This window comes from Okeania sp. SIO2C2 (assembly GCF_010692625.1).
GTDB lineage: Bacteria > Cyanobacteriota > Cyanobacteriia > Cyanobacteriales > Microcoleaceae > Okeania > Okeania hirsuta.
Map to the genome: position 1 here is coordinate 78523 of NZ_JAAHGM010000006.1, position 25818 is coordinate 104340.

Sequence of the window (25818 nt, forward strand, 5' to 3'; positions counted from 1 at the left end):
ATTTGGAAATAATCCAATTGTATTTTTCTCTGAATTATTTAGTCCTTTAGTAAATACCCTCTAGACGAACAAAAGGATTTCAGGAGAAAATATCATCTAAATTTTGGTATACACTAACTTGGCAGTTGTGGCAATTATTAGATATATAGAAATTTCTTATATATAGATAGATATACAATTACAGACTGTATGCGTCATACTTATACAGAGCAAAATGACCCATTAAATACTTATAATTGGAATATTTCAGAACTTAAAGATTTTTGAGCGATCAAAACTATATTTAGTGTGGCAGTATAGTTTTAATTAGGGATATATGATGTTTTTCATCATTAATATACATATCTGTAAATAGTAAATAAAGATTATAGATGTATAGATATTATCAGAATAATGATTTTAACTCAGATAATCCAATTGACGCCTGGCTTCAAATAAACCCAAGGCAGCACTAACAGAAAGATTTAAACTACGAACCTTTGGCTGTGTCATTGGTATATAGAGAGTTGCTACACAATACTCTAGGACATCTTGTGGTAGTCCATTAGTTTCTGAACCAAACAATAGCCAATCATTTGTTTGGTATTGAAATTTAGTATAATTAGAAGCTCCCTTTGCACTAAAACCTACCAGTCTTCCACCTCGTTGCTGATGATAGGTTTGAAACTCTTTGAAGTTATCGTGGTCATATAGTTTAACATAAGGCCAGTAATCTAAACCTGCCCGTTTCAAATAGCGATCGCTAATTTCAAAACCCAAAGGTTTTACTAGATGTAATTCTGTATTAGTAGCAGCACAAGTACGAGCAACATTTCCTGTATTTGGGGGAATTTGCGGATATACTAGAACAATTTGAGGCATTAAATCAATTTATTTTGATATTGAGAACATTAAAGTTGTTAGCTAGAATATCCTACCTTTAAGTTTTAGGATTTCTCTGAAAATTCAATAATTCAATACAATAAATATAGGTATAATAAAAACTTAACTATATGCCTAATATAGCAATTAGGTTTTTCTCCCCTAATCTTATCTTAGTTTTGTTAGTTTTACTTTCTAGGCTAGTGTCGTGCCTCACCGTTCTGATCCTAGAAACACTATATTTTATTTTGATTTCCTAGTTCGGTAGTCTTGCATGGTAATGATGAGGATATATAATATATTTTTTAATTTCTCCCACACTCCCGGTGCTCCCCAAACTCCCCATCTCCCCATCTCCCCATCTCCCCATCTCCCCATCTCCCCATCTCCCCATCTCCCCATCTCCCCATCTCCCCACAGTCCTGGTGCTTCCTTTACCATTACCATGCACCACTACCCCTAGTTTAGTTCAGGAAAAAATTTTGATACAGTAGAAGTTATAACAATTAAAATAAAGAATGCTATTTACCTTAATTCCTGACTCCTAATCAAATTTCTCATGTATAAATGCTATATTTAGTTACCATTTTATCTCCCCATCACAAGGATATGTAGCAAAACTTTTGAGATTTGGTATAACTCCTAATTCCTGACTCCTTTCAACCTATGTAGCTGAAGTAAATGAAATGGTATTAAGTTAGGCCACCATTGATTGACATAATTGATCTTCTAGCTCTTCTTCTTGTTGTGCCATCTCCAAAATTGCTGCTTTAATTACGCTCCGACTGTCAAGACTACTGTTATATTGATCTAACCATTTTTGTGCTGTATTGCCTTCCCGAATAATTTTTTTGATTGGAGAAAGAAAGCAACTAAAGCCAAGTTTTTTGGCATAAGGTAAAACCTGTTGATAAATTTCCTCAATCCAATTTTTCGCTAAAATAGTTCTACCATCTTGCCAATGGGAGAGTTGAGCTTCAAGGCTATGATGAGCTGCTGCTATTTCATTATTATCTGCTAAAGCGACTAAATCTTCCAAACGGTTAGTTGCAGATAAGTTACTTTTTTCTAAGGGGTCGAGACTAGGATCGTCAAATAATTGCCATAAACGAGCTTCTAATAAAGCTACCAAGGCTAGCTGCATAACTGGGTTACTGACAAAGTCACAAATTCTTAATTCTAGACGATTAAGATTATAGGGACGGCGATCGCCGTTAGGCCGCACAGAACACCACAGATGGCGGACATTTTGCATAAGACCTGTAGCAATTTTCTCTTCAGTCCATTTAATGAAATGACTATGACTTTCAAATAGAGGGACATAAGCTGGAGTTTTAGGAAAAGTAGCCCAGCGAGTAGAGTGAAAGCCTGTAGCCTGGCCATCTAGAAAAGGAGAAGAGGCACTGAGGGCTAAATATAAAGGAGCTTCCATTCGGATCAAGCGAATGGCCCGCATCAATAATTCTGGTTCACTAATACCAATATTTATATGAATACTGGTGGTAACAACTTTTGCACCGTAAGTTTCTTGTATATATGTGTGATATGGGTTTTTAGGGTCAGAGCGTTCAAAGGTATGACTACCTCCTAAAGATAAGGTACTTCCTGGAATTATTGTGTAATCCCCTAAAGTGTTTAAATAACTTCTCAATTTGAGTCTTGGCTTTACTAGAGCACATAAAAGTTGAGCGTAGCTACACAATGGTGCAGTTGTGTATTCTATATTTCTACTATCTGGCTCCCTAACAAACCCCTCTACTTTGGCCACAATTTGGTCTGACAGGCCAACAGTATTACCTTGGGGTGTGCCAGTGTACATTTCTACTTCAAATCCTTTCGATAGCAGCACAACAGGCTCCTAAATTTGGTTTATTTATATTTTTAATGGTATCAGTATATTTAACATCTTTGGTCTATGTCCTAGAGCTTAGATTATCAGGAGATTATTACTTTATTGAGGTATAGCATTTACATTTTAACTGTGAGATATTGTAGATATTTAGGGTTTAAGAGACATCAAGTAATCAATTTATCATAAATTATTTAATATTCCTATATTATAACTAGTCTGAAAAGACTGTAGATCAAAGCAGCTAAATATTTAATTATTTAATATATTTCTAACAGAGATATTTGATGGATTTTCTTCTAATTAACTAGAGACTAAAATTCTAGAGGAAAAATTTCTTCTTCCTCTTGCTGTTGAAATATATAATCAAAATCAAATTTTAAAGCTTTAATATGGCGAGCGGTCGGAAAACCACACTTAGTAACTTTATCAGTCGTAAAAGTTGCTATTACTAAAGTCACTAACTTTTTTGGAGATAGTTCAGGTATTTGCACATAATAATCTCTTTTTGCAAAAAATATTCCTTGATCTTTAGGTACAATAATGCCATTAATTTGATGAGAGTGCTGAATTGGTTTAATATATGTTTTAATAAAATCATCTTGATTTGTTTGAAGACGAGCTAGTTTCTCATTTCAAATCCCAAAATATAGTTAAATATTTGATTTTTTTATTCTGTATTAATGACTCATTTTAATGCTAATTATAAATATTGTAGAGTTTGACAGCGTACATCTTGAGCAGAATGAATATAATATTGTCTAATATAATTTATGAGTACATTTTGATTGATTTTTGTTTGAGTACGAAACCGTCTTAGATATTTGTTCACCCTGTTAATCTTATCTATATATTGTAGCATTTTTACTTCTAAACCATCAGCTATATAATCATCTAAAAAATCTGCTTGTTTTTCTGGAGAATAACCACATAAAATATAAGAAAAAGTCAAACATAACAGCGTTGATGCCAAGGTAAACTAGCCGGCAATTGTTTAACTTCTTGGGGTAGTTTATTAAAGAAACTATCTTCATGATTGGGTTAATAAAATATATTTTGATATTGATTTTTGGGATTTTTCATTATTACTATTTTGATTTTTACGGATGTTAATATAATATTTTTTTTCTTATTGTGATTCAAATCACGTTAGTGATTTTTTACTATCACAACTAATAGTAGATGTTAATCACTGACAAATCGAGATTAAATTACATATAATAGTTATTAAAAAAATTACTATCAAGGTTTTAAGTATATTGGTAATTAAATTATAGTTATTATAATTATTTTCAAATAATATTAACCATAATCGTCAATCACAGAACGGGAATATAATTTTATTTTCGTGATTTTACAGTTAAATCAAGCTATCTCGAATATAAAATCGTAAACTTAATGTGTCAATAGTAAATAACACAGAAATATGTGGCATTTACATTTTAGCTGTAAATATTATCTTGACGAAAAAGCAGGAAAAAATGAAGTGTAGAGATTTTTTTTTATCATTGCAAATATATTTTTTTTGCTAAATAACTTCAAAAATAAATATAGCAGTTTGTGTAAAATTTACAAAAAATCATCAATATATACAGATTCTTTTACACTATTAAGCTGTAATCCTTTGTTCTTTATTAGAAGCTTAGAAGAGATTTTTGACAATTACATAACAAGAAAGCAATGTATAAAATCAATATTTAAAATATCAATATAAAATAAAATATTTGAGAGAAAAGTTGCAGGGTTCACAGAACTATTTGTAAAATAAAAGATGACAATCTAGTTTGAGATATGCAATGGAAAAACTATTACAAAATGATTAATAGATAATCTGCCACCTCAAACTTTGGATAGCATCTAAGTATTCAATCAATGTAGATATAGCAATCCTAAATCATTCGTGAGGATTTTATTGCTTAGGTGTTTCTCATTCCCTATTCCCTGTTCCCTGTTCTCTAAAAGCCTAGGATATCTCACAAATAAAATTGCTATATATTGAAACCTGAAATTAACTTTTTCACTATGGCTAAAAATAATAATAAGTAGTATAGAGGAATGAAAAAAAGAAAATGAAGTGAGATAATTTGTTGATGATGGTAAATAAAAAAGTGTATAAGTTCATTAAACTGAAATTCAGTGAAATAGAAAATTTAAATTAGGAGACTGCAGATGTTTAACTCCACAGAACTTTTAATTGATGCCTTCATAAAACGGCTGACTAATGGCTATCGTCATACTTATGGTGGATATAAAGCAGATTATGCTGATATTATTGCCTGGGCGGCCGGAATGGCATTAGAAAATATTGCTAATAGTGATGCCCTGTATCACAATGTAGAACATACTATTCTTGTAACTTTAGTGGGACAAGAAATTTTACGCGGGAAGCATATCCGTGAGGGTGGAGTTTCTTGTGAAGATTGGCTACACTACCACATTTCCTTACTTTGTCACGATATTGGGTATGTCAAAGGTGTATGTCGTCAAGATAGAGGAGACTTAAGATTATATGCTACAGGCATAGATGGCACAAGTGTATCTTTACCTAGAGGCGCTACGGATGCTAACCTAACTCCTTATCATGTTGACCGAGGTAAACTGTTTATTGAGGAACGCTTTGGAGGTCATAAGTTAATTGATGCAGAAGTGATTAAGCGTAATATAGAATTGACTCGTTTCCCTGTACCAGCAGATGAAGATCATCAGGATAAGGAAAACTATCCTGGTTTAGTGAGGGCAGCAGATTTAATTGGTCAGTTAAGTGACCCCCGGTATTTACAAAAAATCAGTGCCTTATTCTATGAATTTGAGGAAACAGGTCAGAATAAAATATTAGGATATAATAACCCAGGCGATTTACGTCAGGGCTATCCTAAGTTTTACTGGAATGTGGTTTATAGTTATGTTAAGGATGCGGTGGCTTATCTAAATCTTACTCAACAAGGAAAACAGATAGTAGCTAACCTCAGTGCGAATGTTTTTCGAGTAGAACATGACAATGCTGTTGAGGAAGCGGTAGCTGCTAGTAATTGAGATCGGCGTTGGTGAAGCGCGTGTATGATATTAATCTTAATTACTCAGGAGTCAGGAGGACCGAGTCAGAAGTCAGGAGGGAAGAAAGAATAAGTAAAGAGGAGTAGAAGGAGAAAGTTTTTTGGTCGCGGAGCGCGGAACTGAGTTCTATCGTACTCTGCTCCGGATATGATATCATACCTCAAATCACCAACGCCCTGATCTCAAATCCGCCTAATTGCACATAGTCCAATAACCTCATAATCAGGGTTTTAAGCTATTGATTGTGAGGTTATTTAACAAGATTTGATATTACAGTGTATTCCAGGTTTATAAAGTACAGTAGGGAGTAGGGAGCAGGGAGCAGGTAGTAGAGAGTAGGAAAGAATATACAGCAGATTCCAAGTATATCAAGTACAGGGATTAACCATTACAGCGCTTTTCAAATTGATGAACTACATTTTCACAAGCAAAACGTTGTAGGGACGTTCCATGGAACGTCCCTACTGTGGTCTACCCAAATGAAAACCGCTGTAAATGTTTGTAGTGCGGGATCTTGCCCGCGATAGGTGTATCTCACGGTTAGTGGAATCTGCTGTATTGGTAGCCTTGCATAGTGCTAAATAGGGTTTGCTTATGGAAAGTCTTTTTGCTGGGGTAGGAGACAGGAGACAGGAGACAGGAGACAGGAGACAGGAGACAGGAGACAGGAGACAGGAGAAATTGGAATGAGCGAGGAGGTAGAAGTAAGAATTGTCTCTCAATTTTTCTGCCATAATCATCCCAAAATACTAGCTTTATGCAGCTCTTTCCACCGAAAAGCTAGTACTTTTTCCAACTATAAAACGCTAAAACCTTTATCTGTCAATACTTTTAGAATTAATCGGTAAGCCCTAAATAGGAATAAGCAATGCCTGGTGCGGGTATCCTCGAAGGGAAGGGAGCAAGATGCTCCCACTACTATGTCTGGTAACAAAAATAACTACAATGCACCATCACCTAATTATCTAGGAGAGAAGGAAAAATCTTGTGTTGTCTGAGTTTTAAGCTTTTGATCTGTCCGCTCAAAAATTTAAAATTCAGATAAAGTAAGACTTTTACCTCTTCCTTCTTTCTTCTTCCTTCTGATATAAAAACCAACCCATAGGTTACAGTACTTTTTTGAGTTGATATTATGAATTTATCTAATAGTAACTAGCTGAGAAGATTTTGTCTGATGTTCTCCAGATATTGCTGGAAAAACTCGTAAATTATCTTCAGCAATAGATACTTTGACCTTAATTCCAATTGGCAATGTCACTTGTGGAGTAGTGCGAGCAATTAATTCTTTTCCAGACTCAGTTTGTAAACAATAACGAAACTCACGACCTAAAAACTGACGATCGCGAATTATCACAGCTCCTTCCTCATCATGTTTTAAAATCAAATCTTCCTGACGTATCATCAGATCGATCCGGTCGAACTCATCTAAACTATCAACTTTTCCACAAAACAAATGATTATCCGTTAACTCAAAACCACCAAGTTCCGTTTCCCAAACCTGACCGCGACGACGTGCAGGCAAAAAATTAGCCTGAGTCACAAATTCCGCTACAAAATGAGAAGCAGGTTCAGTATAAATATCTTCTGGAGTACCAAACTGTTCCACACGTCCGGAGCGCATCACTGCCACCTGGTCAGAAATAGCCATTGCCTCTTCTTGATCGTGGGTGACAAAAATTCCAGAAGCACCAGCACTCTTAAGAATATCTCGTAACTCTTGTCTTAATCTGATGCGGACTTGTACATCCAAATTACTCAAAGGTTCATCCAATAATACTAAAGCAGGACTGGGTGCTAAAGCACGCGCCAAAGCTACTCGTTGCTGTTGACCCCCAGAAAGTTCGTGGGGATAGCGACTTTCCAGACCAGATAAACCAACTAATTCTAGAGCATCAGTCACCTGATGATTAATTTGCGTGCTTGACTTTTTGCCAGAATTATGTAATCCGAATGCAATATTTTTTGCTACTGTCAGATGGGGAAATAAGGCATAATCTTGGAATACCATACCAACATCTCGCTTTTCTGGTGGCATCCAATCATGTAGGCCAGCAACTACTCGCTCATTGATAGTAATAATACCTGACTGTGGTTGTTCAAATCCAGCAATCATTCTCAATAAAGTTGTTTTACCACAGCCTGAAGGCCCTAATAACCCCAGTATATCCCCTTGGTATAGTGTTAAATTTACATTTTGCACTGCAGGGGTAACAGTGCCAGAAAATTGCTTGCTGACACTCTCCAGATGGAGAATTACAGATTTGGCCATTTATTACTTAACCTCCCTAGTAGTATATCAAAAGTTATCAAAATAATGAATAATTAATCATTAAGAGTTGATAGTTAATAGTTATTAATTTAACAATTCATGCCTTGAAGACTCTCCTTTTAAGGGGATAACAGCTGTATAATTAATCATGAATAATTAATCATTAAGAGTTGATAGTTAATAGTTATTAATTTAACAATTCATGCCTTGAAGACTCTCCTTTTAAGGGGATAACAGCTGTATAATTAATAATTAATAATTAATCATGAATAATTAATCATTAACAGTTGATAGTTAATAGTTATTAATTTAACAATTCATGCCTTCAAGCCTCTCCTTTTAAGGGGATAACAGCTGTATAATTAATAATTAAGAGTTGATAGTTAATAGTTATTAATTTAACAATTCATACCTTGAAGCCTCTCCTTTTAAGGGGATAAAAGCTGTATAATGAATAATGAATAATTAATAATGAATAATTAATAATTAATAACTAAGAGTTGATAGTTAATAGTTATTAATTTAACAATTCACGCCTTGAAGCCTCTCCTTTTAAGGGGATAAAAGCTGTATAATGAATAATGAATAATTAATAATTAATAACTAAGAGTTGATAGTTAATAGTTATTAATTTAACAATTCATGCCTTGAAGCCTCGCCTTTTAAGGGGATAAAAGCGGTCGAGGGATGGCGAGAAAACCTGCGCTATATCCAATTGTGGTCAAATCTTTATTCTATTGATTCTGCCTCCAGAATTGCTTTCTCCTGACTCCTTCTTTAAGAATCTCAGAATGTCTTTAGCACATTTACCGCTATAGTTCTTAAAGTTGTCCATAACATTAATACATTAATTGTTGCTTGAATTATTTTAACCTACTTTTTAGGAAATGTTCTCATTTAAAGTAATATAAGTTTTTGTAATTTACAATATAAAAATGTTTAATATCAAAAAAATTAACCGCCTCAACTGGAATGCTTGGACAATATTTGTCATAGCGATCGCAGCCTTAATCTCAGCTCCTGTAGTATTTATTCTCAGCAGTATTTTCTCGGATACAGGAGAAATTTGGAGTCATTTAGCTTCTACAGTTTTACCTCGTTATCTCCTAAACTCCTTCATCTTAATGTTAGGGGTAGGTTGGGGAGTTGTCGTCATCGGAGTAGGAGCAGCATGGTTAGTCACAATGTGTCGCTTTCCTGGTAGTCGCATCTTTGAATGGGCAATGCTGTTACCGTTGGCAACTCCCGCTTATATTCTTGCCTACACTTACACAGAATTACTAGAATTTTATGGACCCGTGCAAATGTGGTTGCGAGAGGTATTTGGTTGGGGAAGTGTCAGTGATTATTGGTTCCCGGAGATCCGTTCCATTGGAGGAGCGATCGCTTTATTAACCCTTACCCTATATCCTTATGTTTACTTACTAACACGGGTCGCTTTTTTAGAACAATCAACCTGTACTTTAGAAGCTAGTCGCTCCCTGGGATGCAACCCTTGGCGTAGCTTTTATAAAATAGCTTTACCTCTAGCTCGACCAGCAATAATGGCAGGTTTAGCTCTAGCACTGATGGAGACTCTCAATGATTTCGGAACAGTGCAATATTTTGGAGTCGAAACATTTACCACTGGCATATATCGGACTTGGTTTGGCATGGGAGAGAGAGTTGCAGCAGCACAGTTAGCAGCAGTATTGATGTTATTTATTTTATGGTTAATTTTGCTGGAGTTATGGTCGCGTCGGCAGGCAAAATATTATCAAACTAGCAGTCAATATCAAAAATTGCAGCAGTTTCGCTTAGGTAGAATACGTGCAATTGTCAGTTTCTTTAGTTGTTTGCTGCCAGTTTTGTTAGGTTTTCTGTTGCCAGCAGGATTATTATTAGAAATGACTATTGCTGAAAGTGGGGAAAGTTTTCGGGGACAGTTTTGGAATTATGCTTCCCATAGTTTGATTTTGGCAGGAGTTACTGCTATTTTTGCTGTAGCGATCGCTTTAATTATGGCTTATGGGGTGCGGTTAAATCGGAATTTGGGAATGCGTTTATCAACTCGCATTGCTGCAATGGGTTATGCTGTACCTGGTTCAGTTATTGCAGTCGGAATTTTGATTCCTATAGGTGCGGTTGACAATATTATTGATAGTTTCATGCGTTCAATATTTGGCATATCAACTGGTTTATTATTCAGTGGAACTATTACAGCATTAGTGTTTGCTTATTTGGTGAGGTTTATGGCGGTAGCATTTGGTGCTGTGGAGTCAAGTTTGCTCAAAATCAAACCCAGTTTAGATGATGCTTCCCGAAGTTTAGGTTATGGACCGACGAAAACTCTGGTTAAAGTTCATGCACCGATGATGTGGGGAGGGTTATTAACTGGAGCAATGTTAACTTTTGTGGATGTGATGAAAGAGTTGCCTGCAACAATGGTAATTCGTCCGTTTAATTTTGATACCTTAGCAGTGAGGGTTTATAATTTGGCTTCTGATGAGCGGCTAACGGAGGCAGCAGGTCCAGCTTTAGCAATTGTTTTGGTAGGGATTATACCAGTAATTTTACTCAGTTTGAAAATTGCTAAATCGCGTCAATATTAAAGATAGGGAGTGGGGGAGTGCGGGAAAATGGGGGGATGGGGAGATCGAGAAATATTTGAAAATGGTTGAAGATGGAACATTTTTTTATACCGAATTAAACGGATTTGATATGACTTAATATCTTGCGTAAGTCCTGACCATAAATCGTGTTTTTCTTTGCCTATTCCCATAACCCGTGTTCCCTAACAGATCAGTCTGTCGCACCCCACGGGGTCGCGCCGTTGTTCCCTGTGTTGTGACGGTAACATTCTTTTTTCAAATTGGTATAAGAGGATCAGATATGCCACTGACTGAAGCAATATATCATCTAAGTTAACTCAGAAAAAAAGATGAGGGGGTTGATGCAGTTACACAATCAAATCAAAGTATAGAGTCAAACAAGCGATCGAGTTGTTGATTAGTAGTAGAAAATCATCAACTATTAGGACGTTGCACAGCGACGAATGATTTGAGATTTTTGATTGAATTGGATTGTGGATTAATCAATTGCTAGAATGATTAATTAATGGTTATTTTTAGTCAAAGTCTAAACTAATTTTTGGCAATATCATTCCATAATGTGCAACCCCACTATTAGGAATACTAACCGAGCGGGATATAGTACGCTTAATTGCCCAATAAATTTCTCTGAAAAATTTGAAATTGAAGAAGGAGTCAGGAGTCAGGAGTCAGGAGTCAGGAGGGAAAATTGCATGGGGATTCTCTCCCCCAAACAATTTTGAGCACCGTGTAGACGGTGGGGTATTAAACCCATAAGGGAAATGATAAATTATATCAAATCCGGTAGCATCGGTGTAATTAGATAGTTAATCTAGGAGGACCTCCTCAGGAGGACCTCCTCAGGAGGGAAGAGAATGCGCGAAACATTTGCTCTTGGATGAAGATGAAAATTTTTTTTATACCGAACTCGAGCGGATTTGATATTATGTGATGACTCAGAAGTTGATTACAATAATTGCTTCAGAGATCGAAGATATTTTTAAAGTTGTCAATTGTTTTCGGCAGCATAAAATTCGTCATCTACCAGTACTATCCAATACAGGGGAATTAGTGGGTTTGATTACAGTTGCAAGTCTCCGCAATTCTTTAAAATCAGTTGATTTACTTAAACATCGACAGGTAAAAGAAGTAATGACTACTGATGTTATTCATGGAACGCCAGATCTATCTATATTTACTTTGGTAGAAAAAATGGTAAAGTATCGAGTTAGTTGTATAGTAATAATTCGCACAGATCCACAACAGAGATTATATCCTATTGGAATTGTCACACAAAGAGATATTGTGCAATTTCAAGCACTGGGGATGAATATCAAACAATTCAAAGCTTCAGAAGTTATGAGTACTCCTTTACAGAGTTTGACTCCGTTTGATAGCTTATGGAAAGCTCATCAACAAATGCAAAGGTTGCGAGTACAACGATTAGTAGTATGTGGTAGTGATGGCCAATGGTTAGGACTCGTCACACAAACTAGCTTGTTGGAAAATCTGAATCCTGTGGATATGCATGGAATGATTCAGATATTGCAACAGGAAGTCGATCGCCTACAAACTGAAAAAATTGAAATGTTGCATCGTAATAATAATCATCTAGAGCAACAGGTAGAGAGTTTGCAAGAATCAGTAAATAGACTGGATCAACACAACCAAGAAATGGCAACTATTAACCAAATGATAGATTTTTTACAAGCTTGCGAAAAAATTGAAGATACGAAAAAAATGCTAGCATAATTTATCAAAAAACTGTTTCCAGGGTTTTCTGACATTTTGTTATCAAAGCGAAACGTTATCAACAACCTCTAAGTATTATCATGGTAGATATCGATCGCTTTAAACAGTTTAACGATACTTATGGTCACAATGTAGGAGATATTGTTCTCCAAAAAGTAGCGCAGTTTTTACAGAAACAAGTTAGAAAATATGATATTGTTTGTCGTTACGGTGGAGAATAAATGACTGTGATATCAACTAATACTCCTCTAAAGATTGCTCAACAAAGAGCATAAATGATTTGTTCTGGAGTGAGGTAATTATCATTACAAAATCAAGGATAAACTCTGCTACATATCACTGTTTCTCTTGGAGTGGCTTGTTTTCCTCTACATGGAACTACAGGAGAAAATATTATTCAACGGACTGATGAAGCTTTGTATCAGGCGAAGAAAGCAGGGCGTAATCGAGTTGTTTTGTATCAATTAAAGCAGTAAACTTAATCTTAATTTTATGTTTTTTTTAATTAAGAAATTTTAAAAAAATCTGAATTAAGCATAAAGAAATAAGTCATATATAAATATTAAGGGTCATAACAGAAATAAGCAGTTTTATTGAAGCAAAATCAAATTAAGCCCAATGAAAATAAGTCATTTTAGCGAACAGTTAACCTCCTACGGAGGAGCTACACTAACAGTTATTAGTCAAGTTATTGTAGTAGTTAACTCATTATTATTTATAACAATTAATCAGGAGTTATATGGCGGATTGTTCGATCAAATCAAGCTGTTGAAAATAGAAAATCCTAGCTGTCTGGAATGTGATGTCAAAATAGCTGAATGGAAAAAGAAGGAAGAAGTCATAATACTTTAGCTAGAATTTGACAGGCGATCGCTAGTGTCGGTGCAAATTTAACTATTGGGACTTACACAACTTAATGAGCAAAATTAGTCTATAATGCTTGTCAACCAAGGGTTTTACCTCGAAGATGTCATGGCGATGAAAGAAACAACTCCTACAGCAGTTGCCTCCTTGCTTTGAGAGATGGTGTCAAAAGTTTGATGATTGTTGGAAAAACCAACCCCCACAAAAAAACGGGACGTTAATCCCATAGAACAAACTAATTAGGGTCTCTCAATCGCACTCGTCCAGGACGATAAATTAGGGATTGTTCCTGCCAGCCGTCTAATTGTTAGACTCTTCTTTCCGGGAAGATACTCGCTTGTTTAATAGGGTACTTCCTGTACCAAGACCAGCAATTACGATTAGAGCTAGCGTAGAAGTCGGTTCAGGAACAGGAGCAACTTGGACAAATGGATAAAGGAACTGGCGGACACCGTAGTCATCGTTACGCAATGGGTTTGGGTCACCAATTAAAGTGCTTGGAATAAAGCTTTCCATCAGAATATCAACACCAAAGGTATCAATGCCGGGGTCAGCGTTGGGAACATCAAACAGAGATAAAGGTGAAGCTGCTGGGTTAAATGGGTCAACCAAATTAGCCCATGAATTGGTCAAGGTGGCTAGAGCTGTCTCGCTGCTGCTGCCATCAAAGTTATCGTCAATGAAAACACCAGGATTGATATTGAATTCAACGTCTCCCATACCGATAGCATGACCAATCTCATGGGTCAGCAGTAGCTGGAAAAAGTCCAGGGAATAAACGGCTTCAGGATTGTTGTTAAGGGTGATGTCCGCTCCAGAGATAGCACCCCCACCACTATAATCAGTAGTGCCGGAAGTTAGGGTAACATCACCAAAGGAAGCTCGGAAGAAGCTTTCACCCCGTTGTCCAGAATCTCCTGGGTTCCAGAAAGTTCCATCAATAGCTGCTAAGAGGTCAATCTCAGCTCCTGCTGTGTTCACACCGCCTGTTCCAGTACCGACAACCTCGGTCTCCAGGTCAGCCACGAAAAACAAATCCGTTCCCAGTCCAGATACTGGGTCAATCAAAGTCCAGGCGTTGAACGCACTTTCAATCGCATTTTGAAACTCAGAGACACTAGGTACTACATCCCAGGTGAATAAATCTCGATAGGCTTGATAAGAACCACCTTGTAATGAATATCGGAGTCCACCATCGAGCGACCGTTCATTTCCATTAATTGTCCGGGGAGCTGCATCCCATCGAAATCCTCCAGATAACCCATCATTGCCAAAAATAACAGCGGCTTTAGATGGCAGTGGGTTAGTTCCTATCCCAGCCCAACTCAAGACAGCACTAGCTGTAACTATTGATAATTTTTTTACATAGGTAGAAATGATCATCTAGTTTGTCCAAATATTTGGTTGAAATGATATAGATTTATTTTATCAATTACAGCACTTTTCATATGGGTGAACCACAAAAGTGTAATAAAATGTAACTAGAGAAAAAATAGTTATCTAGAGCGATGTTGTTGTTCATTATAATCATGGTTTTTTCCCTCTACCATGATTTTGTTTAGTTCTTCTTTGATTCTTGATTCTTTGTTCTCCTTGTTAATTATATTTCTTAATTACTGTCTTAGCATAACCATAACTTAACCCCACCGCGATAGCGCTGCAGTAAATCTAGTTACTGCGGTTGTACTGCCGGAGTAGATTTTTTTTCCCACTCAAAGGCAGTATATTTCCCACCTAAAGCTTCTACTATTACTTGAGTATTAGACACTAACATTTTAACGTAGCTATCTCCCTCACTACCTGGAGCGCCAATAGAATCAGAATATAACTCTCTTGGCGCTAACTTTACTCCTGCTTCCTGAGCTACAGTTGTGATCAACTGAGGATTAATTGTTGTCTCAGCAAAAATTGCAGGTACTCCAGTTTTCTTAATTTCCTCTGCCAAATTTTTCACTGTCTTTGCACTGGGTTGCTCTTCGGTACTCATCCCAATTAAAGTTCCAGTCATCTCTAAACCATAAGCTCTGACATAATATTCAAAAGCATCATGGGTTGTCACCAATCGGCGCTTACTTTCTGGAATAGTTGCTATTTGTTCGCTAATCCAAGTATCAACTGCCAGTAACTCCTCAGTTAGTCTCGCTGCATTCTCCGTAAACAACTCTTTATCTTCCGGCGACAAATTAATCAAAGCATCCCGAATTCCATTTACCATCAAAATCCCATTTTTTGCATCACCCCAAACATGGGGGTCTGGCACTAACTCGCCCTGATCTGGATTTTGCAATGGTGTCACCTTTTCCCCCACGGCCAATTTTTGGGCTTTTATACCAGCAGCATTCATCAGTTTAATTAAACCAGGTTCCAAATTGTAGCCATTGTAAACAATTAAGTCCGCTTCCTCAAAAGCCACACTATCAGCAGGCACAGGTTCATAAATATGGGGGTCAGCTCCGGGTTCCATAATTCCTTGATGCTCAATTTCATCCTCACCTATTTTTTCTGTCATATCGGCAATGATGGTATTAGTGGAAACTACTTTAGGTTTTTTTTCATTACCGTCTGAAAATGGGGAGGCACAGCTACTTATCCATAATCCCAATAAAATTCCTAATGCTGGCCACAACTTTTGTGGGAAACCTTGAGTAGAAATACTGCTTAATTTCATTTTCATTTTAATTGACAACTTTTCATATTCCTTTCATAATGTATATCATATTGTTTTCATATTTTTGATTTAGCAGAAGGAAGAAGGAAAAGTATTACAAGGTTAATAGTTATACCAATTCACTTAAAAAGTGTCATAAATAGTTGGTAACTGATGAAGTCAAATAATAAGTTGAAATTATTGTAGAGTAGAGGTTTTAAGTTCCATTAATATCACTTCTGACTTCTGAGTTCTGACTTCTGACTTGCGCGTAGCACTATATTTCCAGGAATCAAAAGCGATAATTTACAGGAGTCTAAATTAATGAATCAGACTAAAATTACAGTAAGTCATTTAAGAGTCCATTATCGTACCGTTGAAGCGTTGCGAGACATTACCCTACAGGTACAAGCAGGGAAATTAACTGGTATTATTGGACCAAATGGTGCGGGTAAAAGTACCCTCTTAAAGGGAATGTTAGGGTTAATTCCTGTAAGTGAGGGTTATGTTATCTATAATGACAAATCTCTTTCAGAGCAGTTAAAAGTAATTGCTTATGTACCTCAGCGGTCGCAAATTGATTGGACTTATCCGGCCACTGTCTGGGATGTGGTAATGATGGGACGGGTAGCAAAAACAGGTTGGTTTCGTCGCTTTTCTACGGTGAGTCGGCAGATAGGGATGGAGGCATTGGCCAGGGTGGGGATGGATGGTTATCGCGATCGCCCCATTGGTCAACTTTCTGGTGGTCAGCAGCAACGGGTATTTTTAGCAAGGTCATTAGCTCAGGAAGCGGATATTTTTTGTTTTGATGAACCGTTTGTTGGGGTTGACCAGAAAACGGAAAATATTATTTTTGGGATTTTTCATGAATTAGCAAATGCTGGAAAAATTGTCATAGTTGTTAATCATGATTTAGGGGAATCTATTACTAATTTTGATGATTTGATTTTGTTAAATAAAGAGTTAATTGCTGTTGGCGAGCGGCAGGTTGTATTGCAGGAAGAAAATTTATATCGTGCTTATGGAGGTAAAGTTGGTTTCTTTTCAGAACCTTTAGCGAAAATTGCTTAACTAGCTATCAGCTATTAGTGCTTTCCGTAACGGAATGCTCCGCAAACATCTATCAGCCTAAAAATTTGTGCTTATGTAATAGACATCTCCAATAATAAAAAATCAACTCAATTATCCCATAGAAATTATCAATTATTTCTCCCTACTCCCTCTTGTGGAAGAGATGTCTAATGGTATCTGAGAAGCTTGGGTTTAAATTCCCGACTTCTATAAGTCGTTTAATATGTATAATTAATGCAGCAGTTTCCGAAGCTATTAGGTACAGTTGTTTTTATTCTTTTCTTTTCCCTGTTCCCTGTTCCCTGTTCCCTGACGCGTAGCGCTATAAAATTGAATGTTAATCAATATCGATCGAACTCATCCACAACTATTAGAAGGTTTAGATATTTGGTTACGCCTAGGTTTAATTTCCGATGATGAAGTTAGGAAATTATGCCAAAAATATTTAAGTTCTCCACTACCACTACCACAATTTATCGAAACTAAACCCACATTACCAACTAATATTCAAACAACTCAAAAAGAAACAGATTTACCACCTATTACTTCTAATATTCCCACCAAAAAATCTCCTAATTTAATCGCTAAATTATTACAGTCATTGATGGCAGAAATCAGCCTCCGATGGCTGCTTTTTTTAGGTTTATTTATGGTGGTTATATCTTCTGGATTACTTGCTGCTAGTCAGTGGGAAAAATTTCCACCCACCGGACAATATTTAGTACTTTTTGCATATACATTATGCTTTTGGGGAGCGACATTTTGGACTAAAAAAATAGGAGGTTTGCGGTTAACTTCTGAGACATTACGATTGGTGACATTACTGTTAGTACCTGTAAATTTTTGGGCAATAGACGGTTTAGGTTTGTGGGGAAATATTGGGGAATGGTTAATAGTAGCGATCACTTCTCTCTTGCTCACTAGCATAATCATTTACTTTATTGAAGAAGGGAGAAGGCATCCCCCCTTACCCCCCTTTGAAAGGGGGGAAAAAGAAGGCATCCCCCCTCCTTTGAAAGGGGAGAGGAAAAAGTCGATGGGGACTCAAACCCCAACTAATTGTCAACACCCTGTAGAAGGCGACGTATTAAACCCAAAAGAAAAAGATAAAAAATTCAATAATTCTGTCTCTACAAATTGGATTTCAATTGCTTCGCTGAACTTATTAAGTCTGAGTTATTTACATTATGGTTGGAGATTTTCAGGATTTCCAATTCTGGCAATTTATTTAGGAGTTATTGGTACAGCGATCGCTACTATTTATCAGAACCAAACTCCACCTACTGAAAAAATCAGAGAAATTGAAAATCAAACTACTACTGGAGACCCATTAACAGGAATTGCGATAGTAATTTATGCTTTAGGAATTTTGTTAGTTCGAGCAATTTTTGTTGCCAATGTAGATATTACAAAATTAGGATTAGCTTTAGGGATTAGTGGATGGATTTTATTAAAGAATAATCAAATTCAAAGAAAATTATTTGTACAAAATAGAATTGGGATTAGTTTACTGTTAATCGGGTGGTTGGTTTCAGTAAATGCTCAACCTTGGCAGGCATTCATCATTAGTATTATTGGTTTATTTTTACTAGCAGAAAATCTACAAAAGTCTTGGCGATGTATTAACCTATCTGCAATTTTTCTGATTGGTTTACAAACAACTTGGTTAGGATGGCGATTAATTCCAGTTCCAACTAGACAAACGTTAATTACTACAACAACCAAAATTTTCAACGCCCAAAATTCACCAGAATCATTACTCAGTTTAGCTTGGTTTCCCTACTTAATATTTATGGTCTGGGCAACAGATTGGATTTATCGTCGTCAACAAATTAACCTAGCTAAGTTTAGCGAGAAAATTTGCTTAGGTTTTGGAATATTTTTAAATATATTATCTTGGCAAAATCCTCTAGTTATATTTCTCAATTTCTTAGGTTCAACTATTACTCTTGCTATTTTTACCTCTCGTCGTCAATCTATTAAAGTTAGTCTTGTTTATCTAACTCATATCACTGGTTTATTATCAATATTTTCTGGGATTAATTATTTCTTGCCCAGTATAAGTTTAGAAATGTGGGCAATAATTTGCTCAGTAATTATGGTGGCTGAATGGGGAATATTTAGTTTCCAGACAAAGATAACAGCAGAAACAAGAATAGTCACACCCACATCCTCTATTTCATTATTAAGTTGTTTCTGTTTCAGTTCTTGGTATCTTGCTTTAGTTTTAGCAGTTATTAGTTATATTTTATGGTTGAGTAAGTTAGAATTTTTCCCATCCGATATTTGCATGGTTATGAATTGCCAATTATCAGCAAAATGGGGAATTATTTGGTTTATTACCCCTCTAGCTTTAACAATTATTGCTAGTGAAGAAGGAAGAAGGAAGAAAGAAGAAGGAAGAAGGAAGAAGGAAGAAGGAAGAAGGAAGGAGCAAACTTGGAAAAAGTGGATGGGGACTCAAACCTTTGAAGAAGGAAGAAAGAAGAAGGAAGAAGAAAGGATGGAAATTGGAAAAAGTGGATGGGGACTCAAACTCCAACCAATTGGAAACACCGTGGGTGACGGTGGGATATTAAACCCAAAAGAAAAAAATCAAATAATATCTTTCAGAAAAAGAGCAAGTGGTTTAAGTGTAGCTGCTGTAATTATGCTACAAATTTTAACTTTGTGGCAGCCAGAAACTCGATTAATTGGTTTGGGTTTAGGCACAGCTTTAATGTTGATTAATACTAAATACTTAATAACTCAAACAGCAGCAAATATTACAGTAGGCTTCGTCTTAGTTTTCGTGAGTTTTTGCCTGGGTGAAGGTGTATTAGGTTTACCTCCTGTTTCTGGAGCGGGGTGGTTATTAACGATTAGTATATTTTTAGTAATTTTATGGTTTTTGTACTCTCGAATAATTAGATTACCAGGGCAATTATCTAATATTTATACTCAAGCAATAGATGGTTGGGCAATTACTCTCTGTAGTTTAGAATTAATCTTCTTAACAATCCACTCTTTCGGCATTTATTGGCAAACTATTAATCCCTCAATCACAGTAATTATTTCTGCTATTTTGATATTATTTGCCATTGGCTATCGAGGCTCGATTAAACAAGCAGCAGAAAACTCATCAATTACATTTAGTCTCCATAATTTTGTTCAGTCTACTGCCACAGTTTATAGTTTTGCTTGGGCTTTAGGATTACTAATAGTTGAAACTTTAGGATTTGTAGATAAATCAACAATAAATTTAGCAATAGCTAATATTGGATTAGGATTATCGACTCAAATTTTAGGAGATTGCTTACAAAGAAAATTAGGTATTAATAATTTGCCTAGATGTTGGCAAGTAATGCCATTACTTTATGGTATTTTAGGCGCTTTATTCCGTGTAGGTACTTTTGAAAATTGGACTGGTTTAACTTCCTTAGCTCTATCATTTATATTGATTGGAATAGGCAGGAGAAAAACCATATTAAAGCCAATATTATACTTAGGTATCCTCGGAATATCCTGTGCTGCTTCCGAACTACTTTTATATCAAACTTATTCCCTGCCATTAGCAGATAAATTAATTGCTTATGCCAGCCTTGGAACAACCATCACTTATAGTTATCGATTATTATCTCCTTGGTTATTAGATTACTTAAAAATCACAGAAACAGAAATTAAAAATATTGCCCATATACATTGGGCAGTCAGCAGCTCAATCTTACTTTTATTAGTAATACTTAATCTCAAATCCAATCCAATATTAGGATTAACCACAGCAATACTTTTGACTCGCTATGCAATTATGCAAGGCAAAAATAATTCCAGTTTACAACAAGCAGAAAGCTGGATTTATGTAGGATTTTTAGAAGGATATGCCGTTGCCATCTATATAATCAACCTACTTTCCATCACAGAAATTTTACGATATTGGCTAAGTGCAATAACTGCCATAATTTCTTACTTTATCTATTTATTACCTTGGGAAAATTGGGGATGGCCTCTACAACCTTGGCGACGAATTGCTGTAATTATGCCAATAGTAACTATATTTCTTACCAACTTAAGATTAGACACCGCTCCACCTTGGTATTGGTATGCTTCAATTCTCATAACAGCAGGATTTTATATTGTAATTGCCAAAGTAGATCGGCAAATACGATTAACTTATATTAGTGTCGGTTTAATTAATTGCGCTTTTGTAATTTGGCTCAATAATTTAGGAGCATCTCTTCAGACATTAATTTACATTACTCCCATCGGATTATCATTACTTTATATCGCTAAAGTCGATCCAATTCTGAAATTACCTAAGAATAAAAATCTTCGGCATAACTTACGACTTTTTGGCAGTGGAATAATTTGTTTTATCGCTTTATTAGAAAATCAATGGACTGGTTTACTACCAGGAATAATTAGTGTAATTGCCATTTTCGCAGGATTAGGGTTACGAACTAGAGCTTTTCTTTATGTAGGAACAGTCACATTTTTAATCAATGCTTTTAACCAACTAATTGTCCTAAATTCTCTTTACTCTTTTTTCAAGTGGATAATTGGTTTAATAGTAGGAATTGTCTTTATTTGGATAGCTGCAAGTTTTGAAACTCGACGAGAACAAATTAATAATTTATTGCAAAATTGGATAGAAGAATTAGAAGAGTGGAAGTAAGGGAGTAGGGGAGTAGGGGAGTAGAGGAGTGGGGGAGTGGGGGAGTGGGGGAGTAGGGGAGTGTGGGGAGTGTGGAGAGTAGGGGAGATTGGATATTGAAGTAATTATAGAATTATAAAGATATATTAGATAGGCAGATTCTATATGAAAAAAAATCAAAAAAATATGTTTGTGTATAAATAATTTATAAATAGTTATTTACCAATAAATTGTGGTCTAAAGCATCCCCTTTTAAGAGGATAAAAAAAGAATTTTCCTGTAAGCATTCAGCTATCAGCAGTCAGCTATTCCTACGGAATGCTACGCAAACAGCAATTAGTAATGAATAATTACTTCTTAGGTTTTGTCCAGGGACTTTGGCAGTAACTTTTTATTCTTTTTCAATCTCAAAGGTTGCTTTTACACAGACCCAAAATTAATAGCTGACGGCTGAATATTTACATTTTCCTTAATGTCAAGTCTCCTTATTGCAGAGGTACTGATAACTGATAACTGTTAACTGAAATGAAGGATTGCTGTATTACTTTTGATTTTACCGAATAATTAAGGTAAAAATCCTCTCCTTTAAAGGAGAAACAATGAATTAATTTTCCTTTTATTCAATCCTTTTCCTTTTAGTAGGGAGAGTTCAATAATTTAGAATTAAGAATTAAGAATTTAGAATTACCTCTCCTTGAAAAGAAGAGGATTGGGTTAAAAGGAATTTTTTTCTTCTCTTGGTCGATTGGATATGGCGAGGAGACCTCGCCATCCCTCGACCGCTTTTTTCTCCATGAATGGAGAGGCTTTATACCTTAATTTTTCGGTAATTATCAATTATCAATTATCAATTATCAATTATTGAATGGTGGGCCGATTCTAATATACTTATGTATACAGCATTTGATCTAGAATTAATGTGTCAATTCTTTGTATTCTTACAGAAGATATTTTCATCTTAAGGATAAAGATATTACACCTCTAATTCATAGAATACTGTTACTAGAAAAAAGGGTAGAAGCATTAGAAAGTAGGGAATAGACAAATAGCTCGCAGGACAATCTAATATTTAACCCATAAGTAACTGATAAATTTTAATGTCCCACTCAACCATCCACGTTCAACCACCCCTAAAATATATTCCACCCAACTTCAAGCCACTGGTACGACTAGGTACAAAGCTAATGTTACCTTGGTGGCTTAAGTACCAAGTGTCTGTCGCCGACGTACAAGCAGATAACCTAGAAACCTTAGCCCAACTATATCAAAACTTCCATCACGGGAAAAACCGCTTTCTGATGGCATTCCGTCATCCTAGTGCCAACGACCCTTACTGTATGGGATATATGATCTGGTATCTATTGCCCAAATTTGCTAAACAACAAGGAATTACCCTTCCATCTCTTCTCCACTATCATTTTCTCTTTGACCGAGGTATTCCTTTATGGGCTGGTGATTTTGTAGGTAAATGGTATTCATATTTAGGAGGAAGTTCAATTCACCGAGGAAAAATAGACCGTCAGGGACTAAAATCAGCTCGTGAATTATTTGCCAATGGCAGTTTACCAATGATGGCTGCTCCAGAAGGAGGTACTAATGGCCATAATGAAAGAGTTAGTCCCTTAGAGCCTGGTATTGCCCAGATGGGATTTTGGTGTGTTGAAGATATACATCAAGCAACTCGTTCTGAAGAAGTTTTAATTGTACCAATAGGTATTCAATACAAGTACTTGGGTGAACCATGGGAAAATATAGAGCGACTTTTAAGTAAGCTGGAAAAAGATAGTGGTTTGTTTTCAAGTTCAGAAAATCTTTCTCATCAGCAAAAATTAGCACCTTCTGCACTATACCAACGACTTTTGAGATTAGGAGGTCATTTATTAGAAAAAATGGAAGAATTTTATGTAAAATTTTACCATCGAGAGTTACCTAAGTTAACTCAAGAAAGTTCTTCCCAACAATCTTTAATAGATGACCAAATGAATGAAATGATCGCCACTCGCCTCAATGCTCTTCTTGATGTTGCTTTGGAAGTGGCAGAAGAATATTTTCAAATTCAGGCCAACGGTAATTTTATAGATCGTTGTCGTCGTTTAGAACAAGCGGGTTGGGATTTTATATATAGAGAAGATATTGAAAATTTGGCGACTCTTTCTCCTGTAGACAGAGGTCTTGCAGACCGACTTGCACAAGAGGCTAGTCTGCGAATGTGGCACATGAGATTAGTCGAAAGTTTTGTTGCGGTTAGTGGCAAATATATTACGGAAAAACCGACAGTAGAAAGGTTTTCTGATACAACTCTACTAATATGGGATATGATTAATCGCATTAAGGGCGGTAATCCTCTCAAGCGTCCGATACTAGGAAAACAAATAGTATACATGACAGTGGGACAACCAATTTCTGTTTCCCAGCGTTGGGAGAGTTACAAAACTAAACGTCGTACAGCTATATCAGAGCTGACTCAAGATTTGCAAAAGGCACTGGAAGAAACGATTCAATGATAGTATCTGTGCCAAAAATTAATTTAACATTTGTAGGGAAAAGGGAATAGGGAATAGAAAATAAAATATACAATTAATTCGGTTAATTCGGTTTAAAAAGCGTTTCGGTCTGAAATGCTCCGCAAACAGCCGCTAGGCGTTTAGCAGTCAGCTTTTGAGAAGTGGATACGCGACCCCTCCTATAACGCTACGCGCAAGTCAAAAGTCATAAGTCAGTAGTGGCGTTAACGATCGTTATGCGCAAGCTTTCGGCCGTTTGTCCGTACAAAAGTAATCCCTGACTAACTTTGAGCATTTATAAATTCCGCGCCTTATTTGCCTAGTGCTATAAAATTAAACGATAAGCTAGAACTCGAGAATTTAAACCCAAGCTTTTAGCCCGCTGAAGGCTGTTTGCGGAGCATTCCGGTACGGAAATGCTGAAATGTTGATAGCTAGTTAACTACTTAAACAGAAATCGAAAGTTAAAAATTATAGCAATAGACAAGTAGGGCGCGGATATAGACTGATGATGTCCCAATCAGGATAAATTTTTTTTCACTGTATATCTGCTATAAAATTATAAATATATAGATTAAAAGCTTTGACTGAAAATAAATTTAGAAAATTATTTCAAATACCAAGTTTTGAATTATTTGTGAAATAATTTGAGTGAATTAGTACAGCAGTTGAAGGGGAGGTGAGGACATATCAAAAGCTTAAAACTCAGACAACACAATATTTTTTATTCTGCCTTCTTCCTTCTGCTATACCACTAATAAAACTTGACAAAACTATCTCCCGCCTAATTTTTTGTAATGACTAAAGAATCTATTATTAAATCCTCTAATTTAATTAAAAATAAGCTACTAAGTCTTTTGAGCCAAGAAATGTTAACTCCCTTAACTTCTGTGATGGGGATGGCAAGTGTTCTCCACCAAGAAATCTATGGTTCTCTAACTGATAAGCAGAGAAAATATGTAGAAGTGATTCATGAAAGAAGTCAATATTTACGATTGCTAGTTGAAGAAATTATTGGTTTAACAAAACTATATGAGTATGGCCAAAATTCAGAAAAAACTCCTGTTGATGTGAAAAATATCTGTCAGCAAATAGTAACAGACCTAGAAGCAGAAACAGTTCATCAGCAGATCAAAGTTCAATTATTAGCTGGATCTAGCGACCGGGTTTGTTTTTTTGATAAAACAATTTTAGAACAAACATTATACAACTTAATTTATAGTGTAATTAAATCTACAGTTTCAGGGAGTGAAGTAAAAATTCATTTGTCTGAAAAGCAAGAAGATTTTAAGATTGCACTGTGGGTTTCTCATCCTATTCTTGGAGATAATCTTCCTCATGCTCAACTATATTCTCACAAGTTATCAGAGATTGAAAACCAGGATAATCAGTCTAGCTTAATGCTAAATAGATTACAGCTAACATTTGATGAACTAACAACAATAGTTTTTGACAAAACGTCAATACAAGGAGAAAATATTGCAGCTGAACCTACCCGCGAGCTATTGGCATTACTATTAAGTTGTCAGTTAGCTGAACAAAATGGTGGCTCTTTCTGGGTTCAAGGTTCTACGGAATTAGGCTATCGATATATTTTAACTCTGCCACTTTCTAAGTAGGGAATAGGAAATAGTTTTCTTCTTATTTAAAATAATGGGATTGGTGATTTGAGTTATGAAAAGTTATGAAATAAGTGATTTAGGTAAATTAAGAGTCATTCTTTGAATGGCAAAATTAGATGTTG

The 25818-nt window shown here is 35.8% G+C and carries 17 protein-coding genes and 1 pseudogene; 9 read left to right on the forward strand and 9 right to left on the reverse strand.

Features of this window, described 5'->3' with window-relative positions:
- Positions 1-399 precede the first annotated feature (399 nt).
- The 5 genes from F6K18_RS05645 to F6K18_RS36460 form a co-directional block, all read right to left on the reverse strand.
- On the reverse strand, positions 400-861 hold the full coding sequence (locus F6K18_RS05645; RefSeq protein ID WP_124147594.1) for a tRNA (cytidine(34)-2'-O)-methyltransferase: 462 nt from the start codon (positions 859-861) through the stop codon (positions 400-402).
- Between the two features lie 243 nt (positions 862-1104).
- Complete coding sequence (locus F6K18_RS05650; protein WP_287519389.1) at positions 1105-1302, reverse strand: hypothetical protein; 198 nt, start codon at positions 1300-1302, stop codon at positions 1105-1107.
- A gap of 256 nt (positions 1303-1558) precedes the next feature.
- Positions 1559-2710, reverse strand: a complete 1152-nt coding sequence (gene gshA, locus F6K18_RS05655; RefSeq protein ID WP_287519390.1) for a glutamate--cysteine ligase — start codon at positions 2708-2710, stop codon at positions 1559-1561.
- A gap of 314 nt (positions 2711-3024) precedes the next feature.
- Entirely contained in the window at positions 3025-3204 is a 180-nt protein-coding gene (locus F6K18_RS36455; protein WP_353735016.1) for a hypothetical protein, read from the reverse strand.
- Between the two features lie 209 nt (positions 3205-3413).
- Positions 3414-3683 carry a hypothetical protein gene (locus tag F6K18_RS36460; protein WP_353735017.1) on the reverse strand — a complete coding sequence of 90 codons (270 nt, stop codon included), beginning with the start codon at positions 3681-3683 and terminating at the stop codon, positions 3414-3416.
- A 1196-nt stretch (positions 3684-4879) separates the two neighbouring features.
- Here F6K18_RS36460 and F6K18_RS05665 point away from each other — a divergent pair.
- Positions 4880-5743 carry an Npun_R2479 family HD domain-containing metalloprotein gene (locus tag F6K18_RS05665; protein WP_287519391.1) on the forward strand — a complete coding sequence of 288 codons (864 nt, stop codon included), beginning with the start codon at positions 4880-4882 and terminating at the stop codon, positions 5741-5743.
- A 1159-nt stretch (positions 5744-6902) separates the two neighbouring features.
- Here F6K18_RS05665 and F6K18_RS05670 read toward each other — a convergent pair.
- The gene (locus F6K18_RS05670; protein WP_287519393.1) at positions 6903-8033 is read right to left on the reverse strand and encodes an ABC transporter ATP-binding protein; all 1131 of its coding nucleotides are present in this window, start codon (positions 8031-8033) and stop codon (positions 6903-6905) included.
- Between the two features lie 935 nt (positions 8034-8968).
- Between F6K18_RS05670 and F6K18_RS05675 the strand changes: the two genes are divergently transcribed.
- The 4 genes and pseudogenes from F6K18_RS05675 (at position 8969) to F6K18_RS05690 (ending at position 13207) form a co-directional block, all read left to right on the forward strand.
- The gene (locus tag F6K18_RS05675) at positions 8969-10624 is read left to right on the forward strand and encodes an iron ABC transporter permease (RefSeq protein ID WP_287519395.1); all 1656 of its coding nucleotides are present in this window, start codon (positions 8969-8971) and stop codon (positions 10622-10624) included.
- A 930-nt stretch (positions 10625-11554) separates the two neighbouring features.
- Positions 11555-12355 carry a CBS domain-containing protein gene (locus F6K18_RS05680; protein WP_287519397.1) on the forward strand — a complete coding sequence of 267 codons (801 nt, stop codon included), beginning with the start codon at positions 11555-11557 and terminating at the stop codon, positions 12353-12355.
- A gap of 41 nt (positions 12356-12396) precedes the next feature.
- Positions 12397-12831: pseudogene (locus F6K18_RS05685) on the forward strand (GGDEF domain-containing protein).
- A gap of 142 nt (positions 12832-12973) precedes the next feature.
- Positions 12974-13207, forward strand: coding sequence for a hypothetical protein (locus F6K18_RS05690; RefSeq protein WP_287519399.1), 234 nt, complete (start codon positions 12974-12976; stop codon positions 13205-13207).
- 104 nt (positions 13208-13311) lie between these two features.
- Here the strand turns inward: F6K18_RS05690 and F6K18_RS05695 are convergent, their stop codons facing one another.
- From F6K18_RS05695 to F6K18_RS05705, 3 genes are all read right to left on the reverse strand, one after another.
- Positions 13312-13446, reverse strand: a complete 135-nt coding sequence (locus F6K18_RS05695; protein WP_287519612.1) for a hypothetical protein — start codon at positions 13444-13446, stop codon at positions 13312-13314.
- Positions 13447-13519: 73 nt separating this feature from the next.
- Complete coding sequence (locus F6K18_RS05700; protein WP_287519401.1) at positions 13520-14602, reverse strand: hypothetical protein; 1083 nt, start codon at positions 14600-14602, stop codon at positions 13520-13522.
- Positions 14603-14891: 289 nt separating this feature from the next.
- Complete coding sequence (locus tag F6K18_RS05705; protein ID WP_287519604.1) at positions 14892-15887, reverse strand: metal ABC transporter solute-binding protein, Zn/Mn family; 996 nt, start codon at positions 15885-15887, stop codon at positions 14892-14894.
- A 303-nt stretch (positions 15888-16190) separates the two neighbouring features.
- Here F6K18_RS05705 and F6K18_RS05710 point away from each other — a divergent pair, with 303 nt between their 5' ends.
- The 4 genes from F6K18_RS05710 (at position 16191) to F6K18_RS05725 (ending at position 25693) form a co-directional block, all read left to right on the forward strand.
- Complete coding sequence (locus F6K18_RS05710; protein ID WP_287519403.1) at positions 16191-16940, forward strand: metal ABC transporter ATP-binding protein; 750 nt, start codon at positions 16191-16193, stop codon at positions 16938-16940.
- Positions 16941-17274: 334 nt separating this feature from the next.
- The gene (locus F6K18_RS05715) at positions 17275-21591 is read left to right on the forward strand and encodes a DUF2157 domain-containing protein (RefSeq protein ID WP_287519405.1); all 4317 of its coding nucleotides are present in this window, start codon (positions 17275-17277) and stop codon (positions 21589-21591) included.
- Positions 21592-22667: 1076 nt separating this feature from the next.
- The gene (locus F6K18_RS05720) at positions 22668-24074 is read left to right on the forward strand and encodes a 1-acyl-sn-glycerol-3-phosphate acyltransferase (RefSeq protein ID WP_287519407.1); all 1407 of its coding nucleotides are present in this window, start codon (positions 22668-22670) and stop codon (positions 24072-24074) included.
- Between the two features lie 797 nt (positions 24075-24871).
- A complete protein-coding gene (locus F6K18_RS05725; protein ID WP_287519409.1) occupies positions 24872-25693 on the forward strand; it encodes a sensor histidine kinase KdpD in 822 nt (273 codons plus the stop codon).
- The last annotated feature ends 125 nt before the right edge of the window (positions 25694-25818 follow it).